The sequence below is a fragment of the Vibrio splendidus genome, assembly GCF_002873455.1.
Classification (GTDB): Bacteria; Pseudomonadota; Gammaproteobacteria; order Enterobacterales; family Vibrionaceae; genus Vibrio; species Vibrio splendidus_J.
The window spans coordinates 311688-333444 of the sequence record NZ_MCUN01000007.1 but is presented as its reverse complement, the minus strand read 5'-3'; the positions used below and the strand labels follow the sequence as shown (position 1 = coordinate 333444).

Here is a 21757-nt window from a genome sequence, read left to right as displayed (position 1 = left end):
GTAAACCGTTCACTATTGGTATTGAGTGAGAAACAGTGATAAGTAGCTTAATTAGTCCAACAGTAACAAGAGGCTAGTTATGTACCAAGAATTTGTAATGGCAGGCTTAATAGCTGATCACCCGTTGACGCAAAGTACCAGATAACTCCTATCAAGCTACTCACTAAACCCACATACCAAACGAACGACACGACTTGACCGTATTTGTCTAGTGGCAACAAGTGACTGTGGTGACGCCCTTTCCATTCAAATAGAATTTCCACACTGCCCATAATTAATAAGAAGCCAAACAGGGTTAGATTCAACTTATAACTCAGCACGACACCAGCAACCGCTGCCGCAACACAAAGTACAATACCAAGCACACTGTTCATCGAGAAACTGATACTTTTTAATACATGCCCTCCATCGAGAGGCAAAATAGGTAATAGATTAAACAAGTTTAATAACGCGTTGAATACTGCAAGCCCAGCGAAGAACATCTCGCCAGTCGCCCAGTACAACACCATAAATATCAACGACAATATCAAGCCAAACAGTGGTCCCATGATCGAGATGACCACATCTTGCCAGCGTGTATTAATCTTTTCGTCGGATAACGCCAAGCCACCAAGGAAAGGTATTAAATAGATGCCTTTGGTCTTCATACCAAAGTATTTCATTGCTCTGATATGACCGTATTCATGAAACATCAAGCAAGCGATCAAGGCTAAAGCGAACTGAATAGAAAACAGCCATGAATAAGCAGCCAAACTCGCTGAGGCAAGTACAACCTTGATTAGTTTGGCACTTTTTAGTGCTTTCATACCAAGCGACACTAACCCGATTAAGCTAAAACGCTTCTCTGGCTTAGGAGCTACAACGGGAGTTTGTTGTTCGATGTCTTTGGTGTCGCGGTTACCTTCGGCAATCGTTTGACCATTAACGGTCGCATTATATGTCATCTCAAACGGTTGCCACTGAACTGTTACTTCAACGTGACACTGCAACGTCTCCTCACCAGCACGCAGTGTAAATGCATGAGTTCGTGCGTCATCTTGATCTGTTGTTGCATCTAATTGAGACACCAGTGTGTTATCCCAAAATAATTGCTGCCACCCTGCCATTGACCCCTCTAAACGAAGTGGTTTTCCAAGAAACTCTATCGCGAGTAATTCCAAACTTTAATTCCAATTTAATGACATCGTAAATGAACCCGTATTATGCCGACTTAGCGATTAACGGTAAACATAAACAAAGTTGCAACATATTGACAAATTTAACACTAATTGTACATCGCAAAGTTATGCGGCGCTCAAAACAGCAACGAAAACATACACCACAAGAGATCTAGCGAGTGCGCAAACTCTAATCAAAGGCCAAGAAACAATAGCAACTGCTGTCGGTGTTGACGCGAATAAAATTGTCTATTCAGCTTGGTTCATTACAACTTCAGGTGGTGATGTGCTAGCTTCAACGGCGACATTGATTGGTGGGATGATAGACGCTGGAGCTCCACTTTCGACTTATTGGAATGGTAGCGCAAACCCAAATAATGTTGATTTAACGCCCGCTTATGATCTTAGCCTTGATTCGTCATCAACCGTTCCGTTTTCTACAGCAATCGCCGCTGATGCAAACTTCAAGAAATACCTTGGAAATGATGACGCTACAGAAACTTCGACCTTAATTAGCCGGAGTTGATGTAAAAGACTCAACGTTTAAGTTTATGGGCCACTCATTGGGCGGCATTACCGGATTTACTTCTGTTGCTACATCAGAAATAGCTGGCACACATAAATTTAGCTCGGCGGTATATGCTAATTCAGGTGGACACATTGCTGAGTTGTTGTTCGCATCGGAAACCTTTGGCCCTGAAATTAAACATAATTTGGCTAAATAGCTGAATACGGCTTACAAGGATTCAGTCGCGACAGCTTGTGCAACCAACAACATTAAAGATGGTGATTGTTACACCGCATTTGCTACTGGAAACCCAACCAGCGCTGCAGCTATTGAAACTGAGTTAGTTGCATTTAAAGTCGCCGCTCAAACCCTTATTGACACTGTCGATCCACATTCACTAGCAAACACTGAGGATCTGTCATCATTCAGATCTAGTTACCCAACGTTGTTGATCCAGTCGCAAAATGACAAAACGGTCCCTAATACCGGAATTGCGACATCTTTTACGGCTTCATTTGTTGGTTCTGAAGGCTTAGATACAACGTTAGGGTTGAGCGACTCTACAAAAGCGAGTCCTTCAATTGGAAACCGTGTGTTTGTTCAGTATAACGAAACGGCTAAGCACTCTACAATCATTGGACCACAAGCAGACCTTTCTGATGCCTCTCATACTCTATCAATGAGAACTCAAGTAACTGATTTCTTGAAGTCGGATAGCCTTGATACAGCAGCACCGAGTGCACTATTGGAGTAACTCAAACTTAAGTACCTTTTAATGAAACCAAATGCCAGCCTAACCGCTGGCATTTTTGTATCTGTCGTTCGAAGAATTCCCCTAGTTAACCGTTTGCATAAATCTTTAAAACACAAATGGTTGATCTCAGCTAAAATTAATCAAGACAGAATACCGTACGACCTCTTTCTTTATTGCAAATAAAGTGGATAATAGCCCCGTAATTTAATACCTAATAAATGTGAGTCCATTATGTCTTCTGAAGCTACGATGCTAGAACGCTGCCAATCTAAATGTGAACTATGTGGTTCTGATTCTTCTCTTACTGCATACGCAGTGCCGCCACACAGCCACGTAACAGTGGATCACGGCATCATGGTATGTGACAAATGCCTTGGTGAGATTGATGATCCAAAAGATATCAACCACTGGCGTTGCCTAAGCGACAGTATGTGGAGCCAAGAAGCGCCAGTTCAAGTAATGGCATGGCGTCAACTTACTCGTCTGAACTCTGAAAGCTGGGCTCAAGACGCGCTAGACATGATGTACCTTGAAGAAGAAACATCAGTTTGGGCTCAAATCGGCATGTCTGCTGATGACAAGCCTCTTGACGTGAACGGCGTTGAACTTAAAAAAGGTGACGACGTAACAGTAATCAAAGACCTGCCAATCAAAGGTACTAACCAAGTGATTAAGCAAGGTACTGTTATCCGTGGTATCAGTGTTGGTGACGATCCTAAGCTTGTTTCTGGTAAAACAAACGGCGGCCAATCAATGTACGTAATCGCTGAGTTCTGCCGTAAGAAGTAATTCTTCTCTTAGCTGAACTGAAAATCTAAAAGGCGCTAATGAATAATTAGCGCCTTTTTTAATATCTCAAATTTTCACGACTTAAAGCTATCAATAAGTTGCTCGCGGTACTCTTTAATAACCGACACCAAAGAGCCTTTGACACCACTGACTTGCTTTGAATGCGGACACCATAATGCAAAACCAAATTTGAATCCTTCCACCATTTGTACAGAGTGAATAGGCTCAATTAAGTGTTTTGAAAACTCAGAGTCTGTAAAAAAGGCTTTAGGAAGTAGCGCCCACCCTAACCCCTCTTCAAGCATCTTGATAACTAGAGAGAGCTGATCGATTTCCTCATAGTCAGAACTAACAATAATCTTCTCAGACATCCCTTCATCAATCAGAGACTTCAATACAAACTGTTTAGAATTCTTGAGAGCCCCTAATAATTCGTCTTTATTTATTTGTGATAGCTCTCCCCCTTTTTGTCCGAATGGGTAGAACTCAAAGTGTCCAAGGAAAGTAGAATCAAAACTATGCATTGCTCTGCTATTGTGAGCATTCACAAGTCCAAAGTGATATTCCCCACTTTGTATCCCTTGCTTAATTTGGTTCTTATTTCTAACTAGAAAGTTCACTCGCATCATTGGGAAATCGTGCTTAAATCGTTTACGTATATCCACCAGAACACGTTGTGGAACGAAACTAGAATACGCGATCGTGATGCTCTCTAACTCACCACAAGAAAGGCTCAACGCTACTTTGTCAAAAGTCCGAGCCTGTTCTGTCATTTGTTTCGCATAGTGATAAAGAAGGAGCCCATTTTCTGTTGGCTTAACAGAGCGGCCTACTCTTTCAAAAAGGCTGACAGCAAGCTGATCTTCTAAGTTGGTGATAACTTGGCCAATGGTCGTTCTGTGTTTTCCCAGCTTCGTAGCTGCCTTACTAAATGACAGCTCTTCATAAACGGTCACAAATGCAAAAAGCTGTTCAATACTAAAGTTCATTATGTTGTGCTTACTTTACTAGTTATGCCTTTGAAATTAAGACGAAATATTCAGGTTTTCTGCGTGGAAAGCAAATTGATGAAATGGGTGACTTGTATCGAGTACCGCTTTCTTCCTTTCAATGCCTATCCTAGCCTTATTTAACTGCACATATCAAACTTTGATGGATCTGATCCTCTATAAGCGATTATTAACATCGCGATAATTCTTTTATCCTTACTTGCATCAAATAATTGAGAAAAGAAACATGAACACAATGCCGCATGAGCTCGTGTGGGGTGAAGTTTACTTCCCACCATTGTTATTGGTTATCGCGTTAGCTTATATATTGACGATCTTGACTGGCTCAATAACAACCAAATTCGGGCTACACAAGTATGTCGCCTTTCCTGCCGTCGCAGAAATTAGCTTAATAGTGATTTTTACAGGCTTTATTGGCCAATTCATTCCCATATTCTGAGGTCTTTTCCTTGATTAAACGTTATCTCATCACACTACTATTATTAGGTGCTGCAGGCTCTGTGGTTTATAGCTATTACCAATCTTATTCAAGTAACCCTTGGACAAGAGACGGACAAGTGAGTGCGTACATAGTATCTATTACTCCTCGAGTTACAGGACAAGTCATTAAAGTCCATGTTGATGATAACTCACAGGTATCTAAAGGCGACCTGCTCTTTGAGATAGATCCTAGTATCTATAACGCAACTTACAATAAAGCATTGGCGACACAAAAGCAGGCTCTTGCGCTATTGGCTAAAGCGAAAAATGAAGAGCGAAGAGCGCTTAATCTAGAAAAGAGAACACCTGGTGCTGTACCCGTTCTAACACTAAACAACTTGAGCAATGCTGTTGAAACTTCAGCCGCAAATGTTCAGTTGGCTAAAGCGAACCTTGACGAAGCGCATTTGAACCTAGAATTTACCAAAGTTTACGCACCAACGAATGGCTACATAACTAATTTTAATTTACGAACTGGCTCTCAAGTCGTTGCTAACCAGCCTGTCGTTGCATTAATCGACGAAGACAGTTTCTGGATTGAGGGGTATTTCAAAGAAACCGACCTTGTGGGTGTTAATTCAAACGATAAAGCACTCGTCACACTCATGATGCACAACAACGTTCAATTGGAAGGTCACATCAAAAGCATTGGTTTTGGTATTGCGAAACAAGATGGCAGTACTGGCAACGACCTTTTGCCAAACGTGAACCCAAACTTTCAATGGATTCGCCTCGCTCAACGTATCCCAATTAAAGTTGCGCTCAACAAAATACCTGACGATTTACAACTTCGTGTCGGTATGACCGCTTCAATTAAAATAATCAAATAGTTGGATGATTTTTATGTTCAATACATCAACCAAAGAAGCAATTAAAGCTGCAGTCTCTATTGTTATCGCTATCTGCCTTGCATTGTGGTTTCAATGGGAAAAGCCATATTGGGCCGCGATAGCAGTTGCTGTGATGGCATTGAACGAAAGCTTTGCTCATTCTATTAATAAAGGGCATAACCGATTAATGGGAACCTTGTTAGGAACCGGTTATGCCTTCTTTCTAATCGCGTTGTTTTCTCAAGATCGTTTTTTGTTTTTAACATTCTTCACTCTATTTCTCGGCTCGTGCATTTTCATGTCGAGTGATGAAAAGTATGGCTATGTATTTTCAATTGGCTTTTCGGTTTGTTCTATCATCTGTTGTATGGGTGGCTTCGACAGTCAAGTTACATTCCATTTTGCAGTATTACGCATACAAGAAACTCTTCTAGGCGTTATCACATTCTCAGTTGTTTACCGTTTGCTATGGCCTGTAAACACTGAACAAAACTTCGTACAACGCTTTGAAAACAGTAGAAATACCTTAACCACAGCTATGCGTAATATCAAAGATTTGGATATAGAAGCATTGGAATCCAATATCGCAAATATTGATAAGCTTAATCAGTTGTTAGATTTACCTCTCACAGGCAGTTATCACCTAAAAGAGAACATTCAGGCTTGGCGTTTGCGAATCAACGAAATGGCTCTTATTCAGAGCAACCTGCTTCAGCTTGCTTCTGATGAACTTGAACAGCCTATTGATTGGTCAACCCTTAGTGAGAAAATGGAGAATCTAGATCTATTAGCGCCAAATAAATCGTTGATTGAAGGTGTGCCATTTGTAATGAATGAAAAACAAAAGGTATGTTGGCACCAGGAACGTCGTTCGTTCGTTCAGCATTTAAATGAAGATGGTCGCAAGATCCTACAAGGTGTCTCGATGTTCGTAACGTCGCTATTGGTTTGGATATACCTACCTGTACCGGGTGGTTTTATTTTCCCGATGATTGCAGGCGTATTTTCTTCCATGTTGCCGACGATGCCACCAAGCATAATCAAAGATGCTTTTTTCGGTGTGCTCGGTACAGGCTCGGTGATCTTGATCCAGTACGTTTTTGTGATGCCATTAATGACAGAACTGTGGCAACTTGCTCTCTTCTACTTCATCAATATCATGGTGATATGGAAAGTGTTCGTGACACCTAAGTTAATGATACACCGCATACTCGGTATCAACTTGTTGGTTGTGCTCACGTCGAGTGCACTCAACCTTACGCCTGTCTATCAGATAATCACACCACTAGTCATGTTGGTCAACATTCTGATCATTTTGATGATAGGCAAATTATTTACAGACCTATTTAGAGTCAAAAATATCGCTTAATCTTAAAAGTCGTATTCGCTCAACTTAGGGCTAGAAAATAAAAAAGGCGCAATTAAGCGCCTTTTAAAACTCTATTTTCACTGATTCAATATCAGTTATTTCTCAACCAAATATCTTGGTTTTTAGGCGCTTTCTTCTTTTTCTTCTTGCCTGTGCCAGCCGGTGGCGCGACAGGTTTTAATGCAGCAACAAGTTCAGCGGTTGCTTCTTCATCCACTTCAAAACCTTCAATCTGCTCACGCTCAAGACGAATTTTGTTCTTCTTTTCGATGATTGTGAAGTGATGGTAATCTTCGTGATCGATCAATGATAACGCTAGACCAACCTCACCCGCTCGACCACTTCGGCCAATACGGTGCATGTAGTCTGATGGACTACGCGGTAAGTCAAAGTTGATAACAACGGGTAGCTTTTCGATATCCAAACCACGTGCTGCGATGTCTGTCGCGATGAGAACATCAATCTCGCCAGATTTGAAATCTTCAAGGATACGAGTACGTGAACCTTGCCCTTTATCACCGTGGAATACTTCTGCGATGATACCGCGCTTGTAAAGCTTGTCTGCAAGGTGCTCACAGCTGTTCTTCGCATTAACGAAGATAAGTGCTTGGCGCCATTCGTGTTGTTGAATAAGGTGAGCGAGCAATGCTGTCTTACGACCTTTTTCTACTTCGAATACACGCTGCACCAGTGTGCTCGCATTGGCACTTTGAAGTTGAACTTCAATCGGGTCGTTCAGTAATTCATGAGTTAATGTTTTAACTTGCTCTGGGAAAGTCGCAGAGAACAACAAGGTTTGCTTTTTACTTGGAAGAAGTTTCAAGATCGCGTCTAATTCTTCTGTAAAACCAAGGCTCAACATTCGGTCAGCTTCATCAAGCACTAACGTTTTTACTTTATCGAGCTTGATAGCGTTGCTTGAGATCAGATCCAGTAAACGACCCGGTGTTGCCACCAAGATATCAGTGCCACCACGTAGCGCTTGCATCTGAGTGTTTACCGATACACCACCAAATACACAAACCGTTTTGATTGCACCATTGAAGTGTACTGCGTAAGACTTAACGCTGTCAGCCACTTGCTTAGCAAGCTCACGAGTAGGCACTAAGATAAGACCAGACACAAAGTTACCTTTGCCTGCTCTGCGGTCTAGAGGCGCATCTTCATGGATTTGTTGTAACAACGGCAGTGCAAATGCTGCAGTTTTACCTGAACCCGTATTTGCACCTGCAATTAGGTCGCGTCCTGCTAACACACTTGGAATAACTTGCGCTTGGATAGGCGTTGGCTGTTGGTATTCAAGCTCGGTAAGACGAGCCATCAAAGGAGAGATTAAGCCAAGATCAGAGAAGTTGGTTGGTGTTGTGGTGTTAGTCATTAATTGCAGGAACTCAAAGCTAAAATAATAGCGCGCTATATTAGCGTATTTCAGCGGTATTACGTAACTAAATCGCCCCTTTCTCTCGTGTTTCAGCAATTAGTCCCCACTAAAGCACATCCAGATAGCAAGTTATCGCAAGTTTAATTCAACCACCCAGCTACCGTTTGCTCTGGAGTGTATGAGTTAGGCTCAGTTAACCACACGGCCACCGCGTCTGGCGTGGCGACTAACGGAGATAAATCGATATTGAATTGCCATTCAGACTCACCACGTTGATAGCCGTCGTAAACCACGACAAAATCGTGCTCAAGTTTCTTACCTCTGTTCTCGCCTGCTTTAACGCTGGTGACTTCGTTCATCGCCAGCAAAGCAATATGAGCGACATAATCCCCTTTGCCTTCATAAGTCACGCTGAACGTGTCGCTTTTATGGTTCACTGTTAATTTAGGATTAGTTTGTTGTTGGTGCGAAGGCAACGTTCTGTCTAGCCAATTAAAGTAACCGCGCCACTCTTTTCCATCGACAACGAAGCCCGGTGTATAGACACCACTTGTTACCCCATAAGCTTTGTATAAACGTTGCTTTTGACTGAATGCCTTGCTGGCGAACTTATCTCCCCACCCTAAGTAGTCCCAGTAGTCCACGTGATAAGCAAGAGGTATAACCTCAGTCCAAAGCTTAGGGTGATCGGCAAAAGTACCGAGGTATGCATCAGCAGGCGGACAACTAGAACAACCTTCAGAAGTAAACAGCTCAATAACCTGAGCAGGCTGACCTTCGTTAGTCCAAGTTTGTGCAATCGACCCAGAGGAATAGAAACTGATCGGTAAGGCAAGTAAACAGAGTTTAATCAATGGTGAGTTGCATTTGGCGTGTGACATACCGTGATCCTTGTACGAAGCGAATTTACTGGCGCTCAAATACAGACCGTTATGCCTAGATTTTTCTTTCAGATACAAAAACGCCAGCTTCAGAAGCTGGCGTTTTTTTAATTTGTATTTCTTTAATTCTATGCGTTTACGCTAAAATTAACGGTTGATACCGATATCGCGTTGCATGTGACCAGATAGGTCGCTTGAGTAGTAACTACGTGGAGAGTTGTCTACAAAAAGAATATCGAAAATGTGTGCAATCAATCCTTTGAAGTTAACCGAGTAGGTCTTCTTATCCATAGAGTTAGGAACAGCGATAGTATTCATTTGCATTGCTTGAGCCATGATTGCCTCTCTATAAATTTGTTTAAGTGTTTCGTTCTGATGGCAAGAATAATAGGTCATCTTTTGCAGGTTAAAAAATGACTAAAATTAGAAATTCAGATTAGTTTTACTAATAAAACAAACCATTAACAACACCTCGAAATACATATTCAGACTTGGCGACTAAAAATTCACAACGACGCCTAAATCATGCATTTAGTATAAATAACCCACAAACAACAGTGGCCAATGTCACAAAAAATTTACATAAATAAATTTTAATCTTCATTGGCCACCTAACCGTTATCGAGTTTTCGATAAGTTATTTTTGTTTTAATTTACTTGTTCAATGTCTGGCTTCTTCGCATAAATCGACGCTATAACTGCAATAGTCATAGTAGAAATCAGCACCGCTAGCGACCAATAAGTTGGGATAGCCCACTCACTGTCAACCAGTAGCATTTTCACACCAATAAACACCATGATGAATGACAGTGCAGGCTTCAAGTAGATGAACTTATCCATCATGCCTTGCAATACAAAGTACAAAGAACGAAGGCCAAGTAATGCAAATACATTCGCAGCCAGTACTAAAAATGGTTCTCGCGTAACGGCGAAAATTGCAGGAATAGAATCCAGTGCAAACATCACATCCATAACCGCGATTGCACCAGTTACCAACATCATTGGAGTGAACGCCCACTTAACGCCCTGCTTAACCATTAACGCGGGGCCATGGAAGTCTTCAGTAACCGGCATCACTTTGCGAAGTAACTTTTCAGGTAGCGTATTCACGCTCTCCTCTTCGCCTTTATCTAGAGCCAGTTTAATACCCGTACCAATTAGAAACGCAGCAAATACATAAAGTACCCAGTGGTATTCAGCCAATAACTGCGCGCCTAATGCGATCATAATTGCACGAAGCATCAGCGCACCGATTACGCCCCAAAGAAGCGCTCGAGGTCTTAGATGCTCAGGAACTTGGTATTGAGCAAAGATCATTGCGAAAACAAACAAGTTGTCGACGCTAAGGGATTTTTCTAGCAAGTAACCAGTAATGAACGACACGGTTGCTTTTTGCGCTGTGTATTCACTATTCGGCGCATAGATGTCCCAAAAAAGGTAAATGGAACCAGCAAACAAAAACGCGAGCACAAACCAGAAAACGCTCCAAATTGCCGCTTTCTTAATGGTTACGCTACCACCACGAGTCTGATAGATATCAATAGAGACGAGAATGACTGTCAGCAGGAAAAAGCCCGCATAAGTCGTCATGATTGGCGATGAAAAAAAGGATTCACTATGTGTAGATAATAGAGATTGAGTTGAGTTCATTATTCCTCCGGGCGGAAGAACTGTACAAAGACCTTCCGCAAACAAAACTACCAAGTTCCACGACGGATCTCGATTGTGATTGCGTTGGTCTCGTTGAAGTGAAATATGGGATTTCACCTTTACATACCGGATAGACTCTTGGCCTAACGAGATGACGATATGTAAACTTGCGCTAACTACTCCCCAAACGCGTGGATAATATTCCTCTATCATTGTTTCGTCTAGACAAATTTACGGAAATAAATAAAAAAGGAGCAAAATGCTCCTCATTTATTTCTATAGGCTTATCAAAATGACATTCGCATTGATTCTGGGAATGCTAATGAACCGATTAGCCTCTATTACAGTGATTCAATACTACGAATAACGAGCGAATCTTGAACGCGTTTTGTCTGACAGTACACCAAGGCACGTTAGGTTATAAACCTGCAGTGGGTACCAAGTACACTAACGCAGACCAAACCGATACCCAACCAACCACCGCTACCGTATCTAACCAATCTTTCTTATCCATGTTTATCTCCACAAGAAGGCGACCTGCAGATATAAAGCATAAACAATGCCAAATTTATAAATAACCCAGACTGATGGTACTAAAACAAGTATTAGCGGTGATTATCTAAAACACTCCATACAATTCAGCGGCTCGTTGTGTTGAAGCGACTCTGGGTGATCTTGTAGAAACTCGATGAAACAGTCTGCCATTGAGTCGGTCGTAACCATGCCATCACCCATCATATCCAGGACTGCGTTATAGCCCTCTTTTCCTTTCATGGTGTAGGCTGACGACGCACCTCGGTAAACACGGTTACGAGAAACAGCCTGCCAACCTAATGCTTCAGAGTGAATTTCTAAGTGATGAATTCTGTGCCCTAGAGGTGCCTCTTTGTGGTAACAGAACCTTAGGTTATGCGTATAAGGAAAGCTGCCTGAACCGGTACCCACAACGCCATTATCTAATGCGTTGTTGATTGCTCCTTCAAGCATACCCGCGATCGTTTCACCTCTTACTTCGTATACACCAATGGGTACGGCAAACGGTAGTAGCTTTCCGGCAATATCGGCAACAGAGACATCGCCGCTGTTCAATGAGTTTCTAACACCACCTGCGTTGTGAATGGCAAATTCAACCTGATGCCCTTTCTTGTTCATTAAGTAATGAAATGACTGAGCAACCAGTGGCGCAAGTTGGCTTGGACCTTTCTCGTCCGGGATACGTATGTGGCGCAGTTTTGTATCTGCATGAGCAATAATTTGTTGCTGTAGCTTTCGAACTCTCGGCTGATATTTATCCGTCAGAATGCTTTGTAGTGCCGGATCTTTTTTACATACCGCAATATTGGTGTGGTTGTTCAAAAACTCACACGCCATATCGTGGGCATCGTCTTGCCCTACTTGACTCAATTTCGCGTCTATAAATAGTCGACGCCCTAACAGCAGCTCATTTTTGCCATTAAACTGAGTAACTTTACCCTCTGAATCGAACTCGACTTCGCAGTGGCCTAGACTCATCGAGTGGAAGCCAGCTTGTACAACATAGGTGTCACCAACTTTCACACCGTAGTCATCGTCTTTGACTAAGCCAATATCAGAGAAATCACCTTGCAACCGATGACTATGACCACCAACAATGACACCGATACCCGACACTTTAGCCGCTAACTCCAAATCAGCCTCATAACCGAGGTGACTGAGTAGCACAATCTTGTTGATGCCCGTTTTATGGATCTGCTCAATGGTTGCTTCTGCAGTTTCGAGCGCATTTTCAAACGGTGTATCAATGTCTGGGTTAGCAATGCCTGCCATCTTATCGATGCTTAAGCCGAATATTGCAACCTTCTCGCCATCAAACTCTTTCGTTATAAAAGAAGCACTTCGCGTTTCAGTCAGATAAGGCTTAACAATTTTGTTGTCCGCTAAGGTATGAGTTTTATTGATATCCTCATTCGATAGATTCCAATTACCAGCTAACAATGGAAATTTGATTCTTTTCGCGAAAATCGCAACAGGTTCATTACCCATGTCTAACTCGTGATTGCCGAGCGTCATTGCATCAATCTTAAGGGCATTCAACAGATCGGCGTTGGCTTTTCCCTTAAATAGAGAAAAGTACAAAGTACCTTGGAAGCAGTCGCCAGCATGCAGAAACAGGGTTCCAACCTTTTGTCGCTGGGCATCTTGTTCTATTTGTTTGAAGCGAGTTGAGATTCGAGCAAAGCCACCAGCACTGACATAAGGTTCAATGATGTGGTTGTTCATTTGAAGTGATAGCTGTAATGAGGTTGGTTCAAAGTATGAGTGGGTGTCGTTGATGTGTGCCAACACTATTTTTGTCGGCTTATTCTTTTTAGTCATATTTTCTTCTCTCTTGGTCCCTTCATACTAGGTCGAGAATCATGACAGAATCGTGAATTTTATGAAACTGCACTGCAATAAATTTCTCCATATAGATCAAAAATCTCATTTTGCACCGTGTTAATAAAGAGCAATTTTTGTGACAAGTAAGCATACCGAATAAGAAATTATCGATTATGATTAAATATATCTGTTAGCTTTCAAATAATTAGCAGAGCCTTCCGTTAGGAGCAAGCCTATGCAACTAGAAAGAATCGAGATTTCTGGCTTTCGAGGTATCAAACGCATGTCACTCGCGTTTGATGAGTTAACCACGCTTATTGGTGAAAATACTTGGGGTAAATCTTCATTATTAGATGCCCTTTCCGTCGTTCTTCCCTCTGACGGCGTTCCTTATCACTTCGAAATGACTGATTTTCATGTCGATTATTCGGTTTCACATCCACAGTCTCAACATCTTCAAATTGTTCTCGCATTAAAAGCCAATGACAAGAGCGAACTTAACGCAGGTCGTTATCGCAAACTCAAACCAGTCTGGGTTCAAGACGAGTTTGGTGTCTTCCGTATCTACTACCGAATCAGCGCGACGTTAGAACAATATGAAACCACCACACATTATGCTTTCTTAGATATAGAAGGTAATCCGCTTAAACTGCACCACTCAGAAAAACTCGCTCAAGAGTTAATGACCTTGCATCCAGTAATCCGCTTGCGAGATGCAAGACACTTCGAACGCCCAATTAACGGAAATTCGCTCAACCACAATGCTCATCTCCCTACCAATGGTCACACTAATAATGCAAACGGGAATGGTAACGGCAATTCAAGTAACGGAAATGGGAACGGACATAATCACACGACCAATGGCCATGGCGCGAATGGACACGGCAGCAACGGCAATAGCAATGGCAATGGCAATGGCAATGGCAATGGACGTCAGGCTCGAATAGAAAAGCGAATTGATAATACCTGTAGACGATTGATGGCCATTCCTGGTCATGTAAACAAAGGTGAAATGCGCAGCAGCCTTGAGTCAATGCAAAGCTTAATAGAACATTACTTTTCATTTAAAAGCGCTTCTCGTAACAATCCAAGAAAACCACGTGATGGTTTACTTTACTCTGCAGGTGCAAACGACAAGAGCATTCATCAGCTTGTCGAAGAAACCAAAAATAAACAAACTCGCTTATTGTTCATGGGGCTACTTAACGCCTACCTACAAGCTAAAGGCCCGAACGAATTAAGACGGTGCGCGCGCCCTCTTTTGATCCTTGAAGATCCAGAAGGCCGATTGCACCCGACTCATTTGGCAAGAGCTTGGAGTTTGATGCAGAAATTGCCAATGCAGAAAATTCTCACCACCAACAGTGGCGATCTCCTCGCTGCAGTACCGTTGCAATCAATTCGTCGTTTGGTTCGCCACTCCGATAAAACCATCGCAAACCAACTCAATATGAACCACTTCAGTAAAGACGAATTGAGACGAATTGGTTTTCACATTAGATTCCATCGTTCTGGTGCTCTGTATGCTCGCTGTTGGTTATTAGTAGAAGGTGAAACAGAAGTATGGTTATTTAATGAGTTAGCCAACCAATGTGGGTATAACCTTGCAGCAGAAGGTGTGCAAATTATCGAGTTCGCTCAATCTGGACTAAAGGCACTGATCAAAGTCGCACAAGAATTTGGAATTGATTGGCATGTAGTCACAGATGGTGATGCAGCAGGAAAAAAATATGCGGCAACAGTGCTATCTAAACTAGGAAACGATCAAGAGCGACATCGCCTCACAGAACTTCCTGACAGAGACATCGAGCACTACTTATATATGAACGGGTTTGAGAGTTTCTTCCGAGACATGGTCAAGATTCCTTACGATCACCCTATCCCAGCGAAAAAAGTCGTAGCTAAAGTGCTCAAGAAACACGCAAAGCCAGATCTGGCTTTAGCGATAGTGTCTCATTGTGAGAACCAAGGACAAGATTGTATTCCATTATTACTGAGATGGACCTTGAAACGCGTAATAACCATGGCAAACGGGAACACCTAATTTCTTAACTTAGCCTCTTGATTTAGTTACTTAGTAATTTTTTATAGATGCTATCAACTGTCCTGCTGATGAGATCTTTAATTTTTTACCTTAACCAAAAACCAAAAAAGGCACACCAAATGGTGTGCCTGTATAAATCGATATACAAATTAATTGGGGGTTATCTTGCAAGAGTTCACATTGACTAAGCATTTGCTGGCTTATCAAGCCGTTTCTGACCTTCTAAACCGTAGCTAACTGATTAAACCATCACTGATCTATTAAGCTTTCACTTGCTTAGCGTGTTGCTCAACCGCTTCCGAAGATTGGTTCGATTTCTCGTGAAGCCATAGACCCGTTGCTTTCATCAAGTATCCAAATACACCACCAAGCAGTAAAGATGGCACTACAAGTTGCCAATCGCCACCTGCAGCAAACGTCGCGCAACAACCAATGAAGGTTCCTGGGATATAACCCAACCACGCTTGTTTCGCTTGAATACACATAAAGAAAGCCACAATAGCAGTAATCACATAGCCTAATATCTCTAACCCTGCGAAGGTTGAGCTTTCGATAATCACCATTGCCCAGAATACGCCTGTCATGTTGGTCAATAAGCTACTGGCAAGTCCTTTAACACCGCCTGTTGGCGAAGCAAAATAACTGGTGCAACCCAAAAAACCTGCCCATGACAATAAGCCGAAAGAGATAGCAATCCATCCCCATAGACCTGACAAAATACCTGTTGTTAATGAAATCGCGACTAATGTACTCATACTATTTCTAAAGCCTAATTACGTAAATCATCGCAACCGGATTTAGCCTCACTTAAAATCAAGTAAGCATACTATGGGAAGAATACCCTTTTTTAGCCGATCTCGATCACATTAATAATGTATGCGAACATGCATTTATCACCATATAGAGACCGGAATCGCTTATTCAACATAATTGGTTATCGGTATTTTATCAATTTATCACTACAGAACCGATGGTTTGCCTTTCATCATGCGCTTACCTTCTCGCTTAATACACTCAGCAAGCGGGTTTTCTGCCATATCAGCACGCCAAATAAAAGAAAGCGTACGTTCCATTTCAAGCTCAGGTACGTTCAAGGTAACAAGTTGGCCTGATTCAACAAACTGCTCGACATCGAGATAAGGTAAACACGTTAAATATGGGCCGTTTGCAACCAAACTTCTTAAAACAGGAACGTGTTCATATTCTCGCCAAACATCAAGATCACCAATTAAATGATGAATAGAGCTATCGAAAACTTTGCGAGTACCTGAACCATGTTCACGTAATACCCACTTTGCTTGCTCTAACTGCGCCAGACTTACTCTTTCACGCTTCGCAAACGGGTGATGGGCTGATGCAACGACCGTTAAATGGTCTGTGCACCACACTTCTTGGTGAACTCGGTTGTCGTCGCAGCGACCTTCGATAACGCCTAAGTCATATTGATAATCTAATACACCATCTATAACTGCATCGGTACTTTGCACACCAAGCGAGATTCGCATCTCAGGAAAGTCGTTATCAATAATACTGATGAGGTCTGGAACAAGGTGTTCTGCCGGCGTTTGGCTAGCACCGAGTTTGAGCTCACCACTCAGTAAATGCTGCTCGTAAAAACCCATCTCAATTTGCTGCGCGTCTTGCAGTAAACGCTTCGCTTTAGGCCTAAGCCACATGCCCCAATGAGTAAGGGCCATTTGCTTGCCTTGCCTTTCAAACAAAGGCCTGCCGAGCATTTTTTCCAACTGCGCAAGAGACATACTTGTCGCCGATTGGGTCAACGCTAATCTGTCTGCTGCTTGACTAACACTCCCGGAATCTGCCACTGCATCAAATACCGCGAGTTGCTTTAATGAATAACGCAAAATTCATCCTTAATTCTTTTAATAACTTGTGCCCTGCTGCTCGTTTTTTCTTAAGCCGATGAGCAATCAATTTCATTTTACGCGTAACCCAATCTATATCAATAAATTTGATGTGGTTTCTAAAAATTATCAATTTTACCTCTACCCCTCTAACCCCTAATCTGAAATGGCAGGACACAACGAGCCCTGCAAAAAATTACTGATTAACCATTACGGATTAATCAAGTCATTAACACTAGGAATTACACATGACGGATTGTTCAAGGGGGGAATATGGCAACCAGCACTTCTGAAAATCAGCAACTGTTCTCGCCAACAGAAATGATGGCGGAAGCCGAGAAGTTTGCATTAAGCAAAGCAAGTAAAACCAGCAGCATGACATTGAGTTTGGCAATCATGGCTGGTGCATTCATCGGGCTTGCTTTTTTATTCTACATCACGGTGACCACGGGTAGCGCTGATGCTGGATGGGGATTAAGCCGCTTAGCCGGTGGTCTTGCATTCAGTATGGGGTTAATCCTGATTGTGATTTGCGGCGGCGAGCTGTTTACCAGTTCAGTGTTATCGAGCATCTCATGGGCTAACAAACAGATAACCTTCACCAAGATGTTGTCTATCTGGGGCAAGGTTTACGTCGGTAACTTTATCGGTGCTATGTTCCTTTTGGCTTTGGTAAGCGCAGCAGGCTTGTATCAACTTGATGGCGGACAATGGGGATTAAACGCTCTAAACATTGCTCAACACAAGCTACACCATAGCCCTGTTCAAGCTTTTGCTCTGGGTGTGCTTTGTAACTTATTGGTGTGTTTAGCCATTTGGTTAACGTTCAGCTCTGCTAACGCTATGACCAAAGCAATGATGACCGTACTACCCGTTGCGATGTTCGTTAGCTCAGGCTTTGAACACTGTGTGGCGAATATGTTCATGGTTCCACTAGGCATCACGATTCAAGCATTCGCACCAGAAAGTTTTTGGATGCAAATCGGAGCAACGCCCGCTCAATACGCAGACTTAAACATCATGAAATTTGTCACCGCAAACTTAATTCCAGTGACAATCGGCAACATTGTAGGTGGTTCTGTATTAGTCGGCTTAGCCAATTGGAGCATTTACCGTCGCCCACAACTCAAAGCAGCAAAAATTACAGCAATTACACAAACAACAGAAATTACGTCAGTTAAGGAAATCACTATGAACACAGCAACGACTATCAAGCAAATCATGAACACTCAACCAATTACACTGAGCGTAGAAATGCCTACATCAGTCGCGATTGATTCCCTTCTAGACGCTCAACTTGTTAGCGCTCCTGTTTGCGATGTTGAAGGTCGTCTAGTAGGTATCTTCTCTGTTCACGACGTAATGGTTGACCTTTGGTGCCAAGATTACATCCCGACAAAAGGTCAGAAAGTCGTAGACCTAATGAGCCGTGACGTAGTCGCTATCGATGCCAACGACAAATTGATCGATGTTGCTGAGTTCTTATGTATCGACAAAGAGCAGCTTTACCCAACAACAAGCATGGGCTTCGCTACTCGCCTGACTTCTCTTTCTCTAGAAGAGCGTGCAAAAGCGATGAAAGTGAGCCAACCACATATGCTTCCAGTGTTAGAAAATGGCGTAATGGTAGGTGTATTAACTCGCATTGAAGTTATGCAAGCATTGCGTCCAATCTACGGTGACCGACTAAACGTGGTTCCACAAGCTGAACTAGAAACGGCTTAACTAATCTAAAGTTAAACTATTAGGGATTAGTAGTTCAACTGGATAACTCAGTCATGGCAACGTTGACTGGTTAGAGGTAAATGGTGGCTTAAGACGCAGTAAAAGATTTGACACAAAACAGACCTAAACGCGTGGCCATTTACCTCAATAAAAAAGGCGCAAAGTGAAAACTTTGCGCCTTTCTCTATATTTCTAAGTGTCGCTTTCTCGGTATCAATTAAAATTTTGATGCTTCTTAAAATGTTGATACCAGCCAACACTTGTTAATAGCTAACTTACTTCTTTACACCTTCAACGTGCAGATCCATGTCTACATAGCTTGATGCGCCCATTACTGGGATATTGAAGTCAGCAAGCTCTAGACGAGTTGTACCAACGAAACCAGCACGCTCACCGCCCCATGGGTCTTGACCAGCACCGATAAATTCAGCTTCGATAACGATAGGCTTAGTTACACCGTGAAGTTTAAGATCGCCCATTACTTCAAGTTTACCCTCGCCTTTATCAACTACTTTTGTACTATTGAATGTTGCATCTGAGAATTTGCTTGTATCAATGAAGTCAGAACTACGGATGTGCTTATCACGTTCTGCATGGTTTGAATCAAGACTTGTTGTATCAATCGTTACGTTCACTTTAGATGCTTCAACGTTGCTTTCATCAAATGAGAAGTCACCTGAGAATGTGTTAAAACGACCTTGAATAAAGCTGTAACCCAGGTGGCTAACTTTAAAGTTAACTGAAGCATGCGCACCTTTTGTATCAATCACGTAATCAGCGGCGTTCGCAGCGAAAGGCATTGCCATAGCAAATGCTAATCCTGTAGCGATAATTGACTTTTTCATTTTGAAGCTCCTATCATTTTTCGTAGCGTATCGTCTTTGTCGATAACGTGGTGTTTTATCGCCGCTAAGGCGTGCACTGATGCCATTATGATCAGTACCCATGCAGCATAGTAGTGAATCGTTCCTGCAAGATCAGATTGGTTTTCAAACAGCTCACCCATACTTGGAACAGTGAACCAATTAAACACGTCGATCCCACGACCATCTGATGTTGAAATCAAATAACCTGAAATAAATAAAACCGCTAAGTTAATGTACATAAAGCCATGCGCTATCTTAGCTGCTACAACTTCATAGCTTTTGCCTTCCACTATAGGTGACGCGGTAACTAACTTCCAAACCAAGCGGATAACAGTAACTGTAGCCAAAAGAATGCCTACCGAACGGTGGTAGTCTGGCGCTGTTTTATACCACTCGCTGTAATATGAAAGATCAACCATCCATAGGCCGACACCAAATAAGCCAAATATTGCGAGTGCTGAAATCCAATGCATTGCTCTTGCTAAGGGATTGTAATTTTTAACGTTGTTGTCCATGCATCTGTTCCGATATGTTAACGAGTCGTGTAATTTTTAAAAGCGTACCCTACACTAAGTTTGTGTAACATATTATTTACCAAGCTTTACATTAGTTACATCATTTCAAATTAAACAAGTTATTCAAATTTTTTGAACAACTTGCTTTATTGATAAATTTCTTTGTCGAACAATCACTTGTTGGATTTATATTTCAACGATTTGTTCAATCTCATACAGCTCATCTGAGATATCTAACATTTTTCGTTCCATGACTTTCTGAGCATCTTCTATCCCCTTGTTGTAGTACACCGCACCAAACTTTTTGCTAATGAAGTCGACCAAGAATTCCGTGTCGAACTGACCAAGCTCCACATCGAGTTCATCTTGCAGGTACTTTTGAAGCGTCTGAGTGAGCTCAGACTTTTGTTTCGAATCTAATTGAATAGTCATGAATGCGTCCAAATAAAGAGTAAGTAGAACAATTGTGATTAGCTGACTAAGATTAGGTTAACTAGCGATAACTTAACGACGTGACCATATGCCTGCTAACTCACTATTATTTCTCATAATTTAGATTACAGCCCCGCAGAGTGCCAGTGCTATCCACAAAAACGCTCTGCAATGGTTAATTTTGATAGAGGGATCATGAACTCGCACTTTGGCGATAGGTAATGGCACTGCAATTACCGTACTATTGCCCATCAATAAGATAGTAACTGTGTATAAGGGACTTCATTGTTATTAGATCTAGTGATTAAAAGCGTCAACCAGTTTCAAGACGATTGTCTAAAGCTTTGTGAACGCCACTACCCTACGGTACACAACCAAGGGATCAGTGAGCACCATATAGGTAAAGCTTTTGCCCGACGAATGGAGCACACCTTCGTTAGCTTTAATCACGCAAGCAACATCAGCCCACTCGAAATGCTCTCTTCTGGTGAAACCCGCCGACACTTCCGAATCTCCTCTGAAATAGGAACCGTTTGGATGATCAGCCACCACATGGTAAGCGCGGGAAAAACTTGTCGTAGAAAGTTGATGTTGGACATACATAACTGGCAGCAAGAGTATGGATTTGCAATTCAGCCCAACGACCTTTTGATCATTGTCTCCGACCATTGGATAACCAGAAGTAAAAACAGCGGTGAACTATTGCATTGGTGGATGGGAGAACTCCCAGACGAGATAACCGAATATAGCCAACAAGGTATCACTCTAAGAGAGAGTGAGTCTCAATTTGCCGCTGATTTGAATATTAACTTTAAAATCAGCCCCTGTTTTATTAAATTCGGCCACCCGTTGAAACGGTCAGGAAACCAACAATTAGTTCGAAAATATCTGCAACTTTATGCGGTTCTTCAATGGCAATAAGAATACGGGTCAACTTTTTCACTCAATATTGAAAGTAAATTGTTAGACTTTCATCCCAATATTTTATAAAAATAACTCATTCCCTGTTCATTAATTATTCGAATCTCTTGTTTTAATTATTAATAGTTAATCGACTCACCTTATCGATTTTGAGATATAGATATCATTTCTGTGCAACCACAATGGTCTCTTTATTTTATTACTTTGACACTCCCCCATAAT

Annotated in this window: 22 protein-coding genes; 10 read left to right on the top strand and 12 right to left on the bottom strand. The window is 42.0% G+C overall.

Translation table 11 applies throughout. From position 1 onward, the window contains the following. Positions 1–77: 77 nt before the first annotated feature. Positions 78–1160 carry a site-2 protease family protein gene (locus BCU75_RS05735; protein ID WP_076678657.1) on the bottom strand — a complete coding sequence of 361 codons (1083 nt, stop codon included), beginning with the start codon at positions 1158–1160 and terminating at the stop codon, positions 78–80. A gap of 79 nt (positions 1161–1239) precedes the next feature. Here BCU75_RS05735 and BCU75_RS24515 point away from each other — a divergent pair, with 79 nt between their 5' ends. The 4 genes from BCU75_RS24515 (at position 1240) to BCU75_RS05725 (ending at position 3208) form a co-directional block, all read left to right on the top strand. Continuing rightward, positions 1240–1683, top strand: coding sequence for a hypothetical protein (locus BCU75_RS24515; RefSeq protein WP_241905350.1), 444 nt, complete (start codon positions 1240–1242; stop codon positions 1681–1683). 25 nt (positions 1684–1708) lie between these two features. Then, positions 1709–1882 carry a hypothetical protein gene (locus BCU75_RS24510; protein ID WP_241905349.1) on the top strand — a complete coding sequence of 58 codons (174 nt, stop codon included), beginning with the start codon at positions 1709–1711 and terminating at the stop codon, positions 1880–1882. A gap of 228 nt (positions 1883–2110) precedes the next feature. Next, complete coding sequence (locus BCU75_RS24505; protein ID WP_241905348.1) at positions 2111–2419, top strand: hypothetical protein; 309 nt, start codon at positions 2111–2113, stop codon at positions 2417–2419. Positions 2420–2650: 231 nt separating this feature from the next. Continuing rightward, complete coding sequence (locus BCU75_RS05725; protein ID WP_004730927.1) at positions 2651–3208, top strand: PhnA domain-containing protein; 558 nt, start codon at positions 2651–2653, stop codon at positions 3206–3208. A 74-nt stretch (positions 3209–3282) separates the two neighbouring features. Here the strand turns inward: BCU75_RS05725 and BCU75_RS05720 are convergent, their stop codons facing one another. Continuing rightward, positions 3283–4197: a LysR family transcriptional regulator gene (locus BCU75_RS05720; RefSeq protein ID WP_102473206.1), complete on the bottom strand. Its 915-nt coding sequence runs from the start codon at positions 4195–4197 to the stop codon at positions 3283–3285. Positions 4198–4444: 247 nt separating this feature from the next. Between BCU75_RS05720 and BCU75_RS05715 the strand changes: the two genes are divergently transcribed. Genes BCU75_RS05715 through BCU75_RS05705 form a run of 3 tightly spaced genes read left to right on the top strand, consistent with a single transcriptional unit; the run spans position 4445 to position 6897 of the window. Then, positions 4445–4657 carry a DUF1656 domain-containing protein gene (locus BCU75_RS05715; RefSeq protein WP_102473205.1) on the top strand — a complete coding sequence of 71 codons (213 nt, stop codon included), beginning with the start codon at positions 4445–4447 and terminating at the stop codon, positions 4655–4657. A gap of 10 nt (positions 4658–4667) precedes the next feature. Next, positions 4668–5528 (top strand): HlyD family secretion protein, encoded by an 861-nt coding sequence (locus BCU75_RS05710; protein ID WP_102473204.1) that lies wholly within the window; start codon positions 4668–4670, stop codon positions 5526–5528. Between the two features lie 13 nt (positions 5529–5541). Continuing rightward, positions 5542–6897 (top strand): FUSC family protein, encoded by a 1356-nt coding sequence (locus BCU75_RS05705; protein ID WP_102473203.1) that lies wholly within the window; start codon positions 5542–5544, stop codon positions 6895–6897. 91 nt (positions 6898–6988) lie between these two features. On the opposite strand, the gene BCU75_RS05700 is transcribed toward BCU75_RS05705, so the two are convergent. The 5 genes from BCU75_RS05700 to BCU75_RS05680 form a co-directional block, all read right to left on the bottom strand. Further along, positions 6989–8275 (bottom strand): DEAD/DEAH box helicase, encoded by a 1287-nt coding sequence (locus BCU75_RS05700; protein ID WP_102466820.1) that lies wholly within the window; start codon positions 8273–8275, stop codon positions 6989–6991. Between the two features lie 143 nt (positions 8276–8418). Continuing rightward, entirely contained in the window at positions 8419–9159 is a 741-nt protein-coding gene (locus BCU75_RS05695; protein ID WP_076678664.1) for a DUF1223 domain-containing protein, read from the bottom strand. Between the two features lie 147 nt (positions 9160–9306). Next, entirely contained in the window at positions 9307–9495 is a 189-nt protein-coding gene (locus BCU75_RS05690) for a hypothetical protein (RefSeq protein ID WP_009845310.1), read from the bottom strand. 312 nt (positions 9496–9807) lie between these two features. Next, the gene (locus BCU75_RS05685) at positions 9808–10809 is read right to left on the bottom strand and encodes a TerC/Alx family metal homeostasis membrane protein (protein ID WP_102473202.1); all 1002 of its coding nucleotides are present in this window, start codon (positions 10807–10809) and stop codon (positions 9808–9810) included. A 615-nt stretch (positions 10810–11424) separates the two neighbouring features. Next, a complete protein-coding gene (locus BCU75_RS05680) occupies positions 11425–13164 on the bottom strand; it encodes a bifunctional metallophosphatase/5'-nucleotidase (RefSeq protein WP_102473201.1) in 1740 nt (579 codons plus the stop codon). A gap of 238 nt (positions 13165–13402) precedes the next feature. Here BCU75_RS05680 and BCU75_RS05675 point away from each other — a divergent pair, with 238 nt between their 5' ends. Next, the gene (locus tag BCU75_RS05675) at positions 13403–15211 is read left to right on the top strand and encodes an ATP-dependent endonuclease (RefSeq protein WP_102473200.1); all 1809 of its coding nucleotides are present in this window, start codon (positions 13403–13405) and stop codon (positions 15209–15211) included. Between the two features lie 260 nt (positions 15212–15471). On the opposite strand, the gene BCU75_RS05670 is transcribed toward BCU75_RS05675, so the two are convergent. Then, a complete protein-coding gene (locus BCU75_RS05670; RefSeq protein WP_076678668.1) occupies positions 15472–15966 on the bottom strand; it encodes a DUF1097 domain-containing protein in 495 nt (164 codons plus the stop codon). A gap of 204 nt (positions 15967–16170) precedes the next feature. Continuing rightward, a complete protein-coding gene (locus BCU75_RS05665) occupies positions 16171–17076 on the bottom strand; it encodes a LysR substrate-binding domain-containing protein (RefSeq protein WP_009845304.1) in 906 nt (301 codons plus the stop codon). 273 nt (positions 17077–17349) lie between these two features. On the opposite strand from BCU75_RS05665, the gene focA reads away from it, so the two are divergent. After that, positions 17350–18801 (top strand): formate transporter FocA, encoded by a 1452-nt coding sequence (gene focA / locus BCU75_RS05660; protein WP_102473199.1) that lies wholly within the window; start codon positions 17350–17352, stop codon positions 18799–18801. A gap of 275 nt (positions 18802–19076) precedes the next feature. On the opposite strand, the gene BCU75_RS05655 is transcribed toward focA, so the two are convergent. The 3 genes from BCU75_RS05655 to BCU75_RS05645 form a co-directional block, all read right to left on the bottom strand. After that, entirely contained in the window at positions 19077–19646 is a 570-nt protein-coding gene (locus BCU75_RS05655; RefSeq protein ID WP_029223680.1) for a YceI family protein, read from the bottom strand. Beyond that, positions 19643–20182 carry a cytochrome b gene (locus tag BCU75_RS05650; protein WP_076678671.1) on the bottom strand — a complete coding sequence of 180 codons (540 nt, stop codon included), beginning with the start codon at positions 20180–20182 and terminating at the stop codon, positions 19643–19645. The genes BCU75_RS05655 and BCU75_RS05650 overlap by 4 nt, the downstream gene beginning before the upstream one ends. A gap of 186 nt (positions 20183–20368) precedes the next feature. Next, a complete protein-coding gene (locus BCU75_RS05645; protein ID WP_032498192.1) occupies positions 20369–20614 on the bottom strand; it encodes a DUF2164 domain-containing protein in 246 nt (81 codons plus the stop codon). Between the two features lie 285 nt (positions 20615–20899). On the opposite strand from BCU75_RS05645, the gene BCU75_RS05640 reads away from it, so the two are divergent. Further along, entirely contained in the window at positions 20900–21535 is a 636-nt protein-coding gene (locus tag BCU75_RS05640) for a hypothetical protein (protein WP_076678672.1), read from the top strand. Positions 21536–21757 lie beyond the last annotated feature (222 nt).

Bases quoted from the DNA above. Each gene is read 5' to 3' on its own strand.
- BCU75_RS05685 (WP_102473202.1), bottom strand. From the start codon at position 10,809: ATGAACTCAACTCAATCTCTATTATCTACACATAGTGAATCCTTTTTT.
- focA (WP_102473199.1), top strand. From the start codon at position 17,350: ATGGCAACCAGCACTTCTGAAAATCAGCAACTGTTCTCGCCAACAGAA.
- BCU75_RS05680 (WP_102473201.1), bottom strand. From the start codon at position 13,164: ATGACTAAAAAGAATAAGCCGACAAAAATAGTGTTGGCACACATCAAC.
- BCU75_RS05670 (WP_076678668.1), bottom strand. From the start codon at position 15,966: ATGAGTACATTAGTCGCGATTTCATTAACAACAGGTATTTTGTCAGGT.
- BCU75_RS05690 (WP_009845310.1), bottom strand. From the start codon at position 9,495: ATGGCTCAAGCAATGCAAATGAATACTATCGCTGTTCCTAACTCTATG.
- BCU75_RS24510 (WP_241905349.1), top strand. From the start codon at position 1,709: ATGGGCCACTCATTGGGCGGCATTACCGGATTTACTTCTGTTGCTACA.
- BCU75_RS05705 (WP_102473203.1), top strand. From the start codon at position 5,542: ATGTTCAATACATCAACCAAAGAAGCAATTAAAGCTGCAGTCTCTATT.
- BCU75_RS05725 (WP_004730927.1), top strand. From the start codon at position 2,651: ATGTCTTCTGAAGCTACGATGCTAGAACGCTGCCAATCTAAATGTGAA.
- BCU75_RS05675 (WP_102473200.1), top strand. From the start codon at position 13,403: ATGCAACTAGAAAGAATCGAGATTTCTGGCTTTCGAGGTATCAAACGC.
- BCU75_RS05655 (WP_029223680.1), bottom strand. From the start codon at position 19,646: ATGAAAAAGTCAATTATCGCTACAGGATTAGCATTTGCTATGGCAATG.
- BCU75_RS05650 (WP_076678671.1), bottom strand. From the start codon at position 20,182: ATGGACAACAACGTTAAAAATTACAATCCCTTAGCAAGAGCAATGCAT.
- BCU75_RS05700 (WP_102466820.1), bottom strand. From the start codon at position 8,275: ATGACTAACACCACAACACCAACCAACTTCTCTGATCTTGGCTTAATC.
- BCU75_RS05645 (WP_032498192.1), bottom strand. From the start codon at position 20,614: ATGACTATTCAATTAGATTCGAAACAAAAGTCTGAGCTCACTCAGACG.
- BCU75_RS05695 (WP_076678664.1), bottom strand. From the start codon at position 9,159: ATGTCACACGCCAAATGCAACTCACCATTGATTAAACTCTGTTTACTT.
- BCU75_RS05720 (WP_102473206.1), bottom strand. From the start codon at position 4,197: ATGAACTTTAGTATTGAACAGCTTTTTGCATTTGTGACCGTTTATGAA.
- BCU75_RS05715 (WP_102473205.1), top strand. From the start codon at position 4,445: ATGAACACAATGCCGCATGAGCTCGTGTGGGGTGAAGTTTACTTCCCA.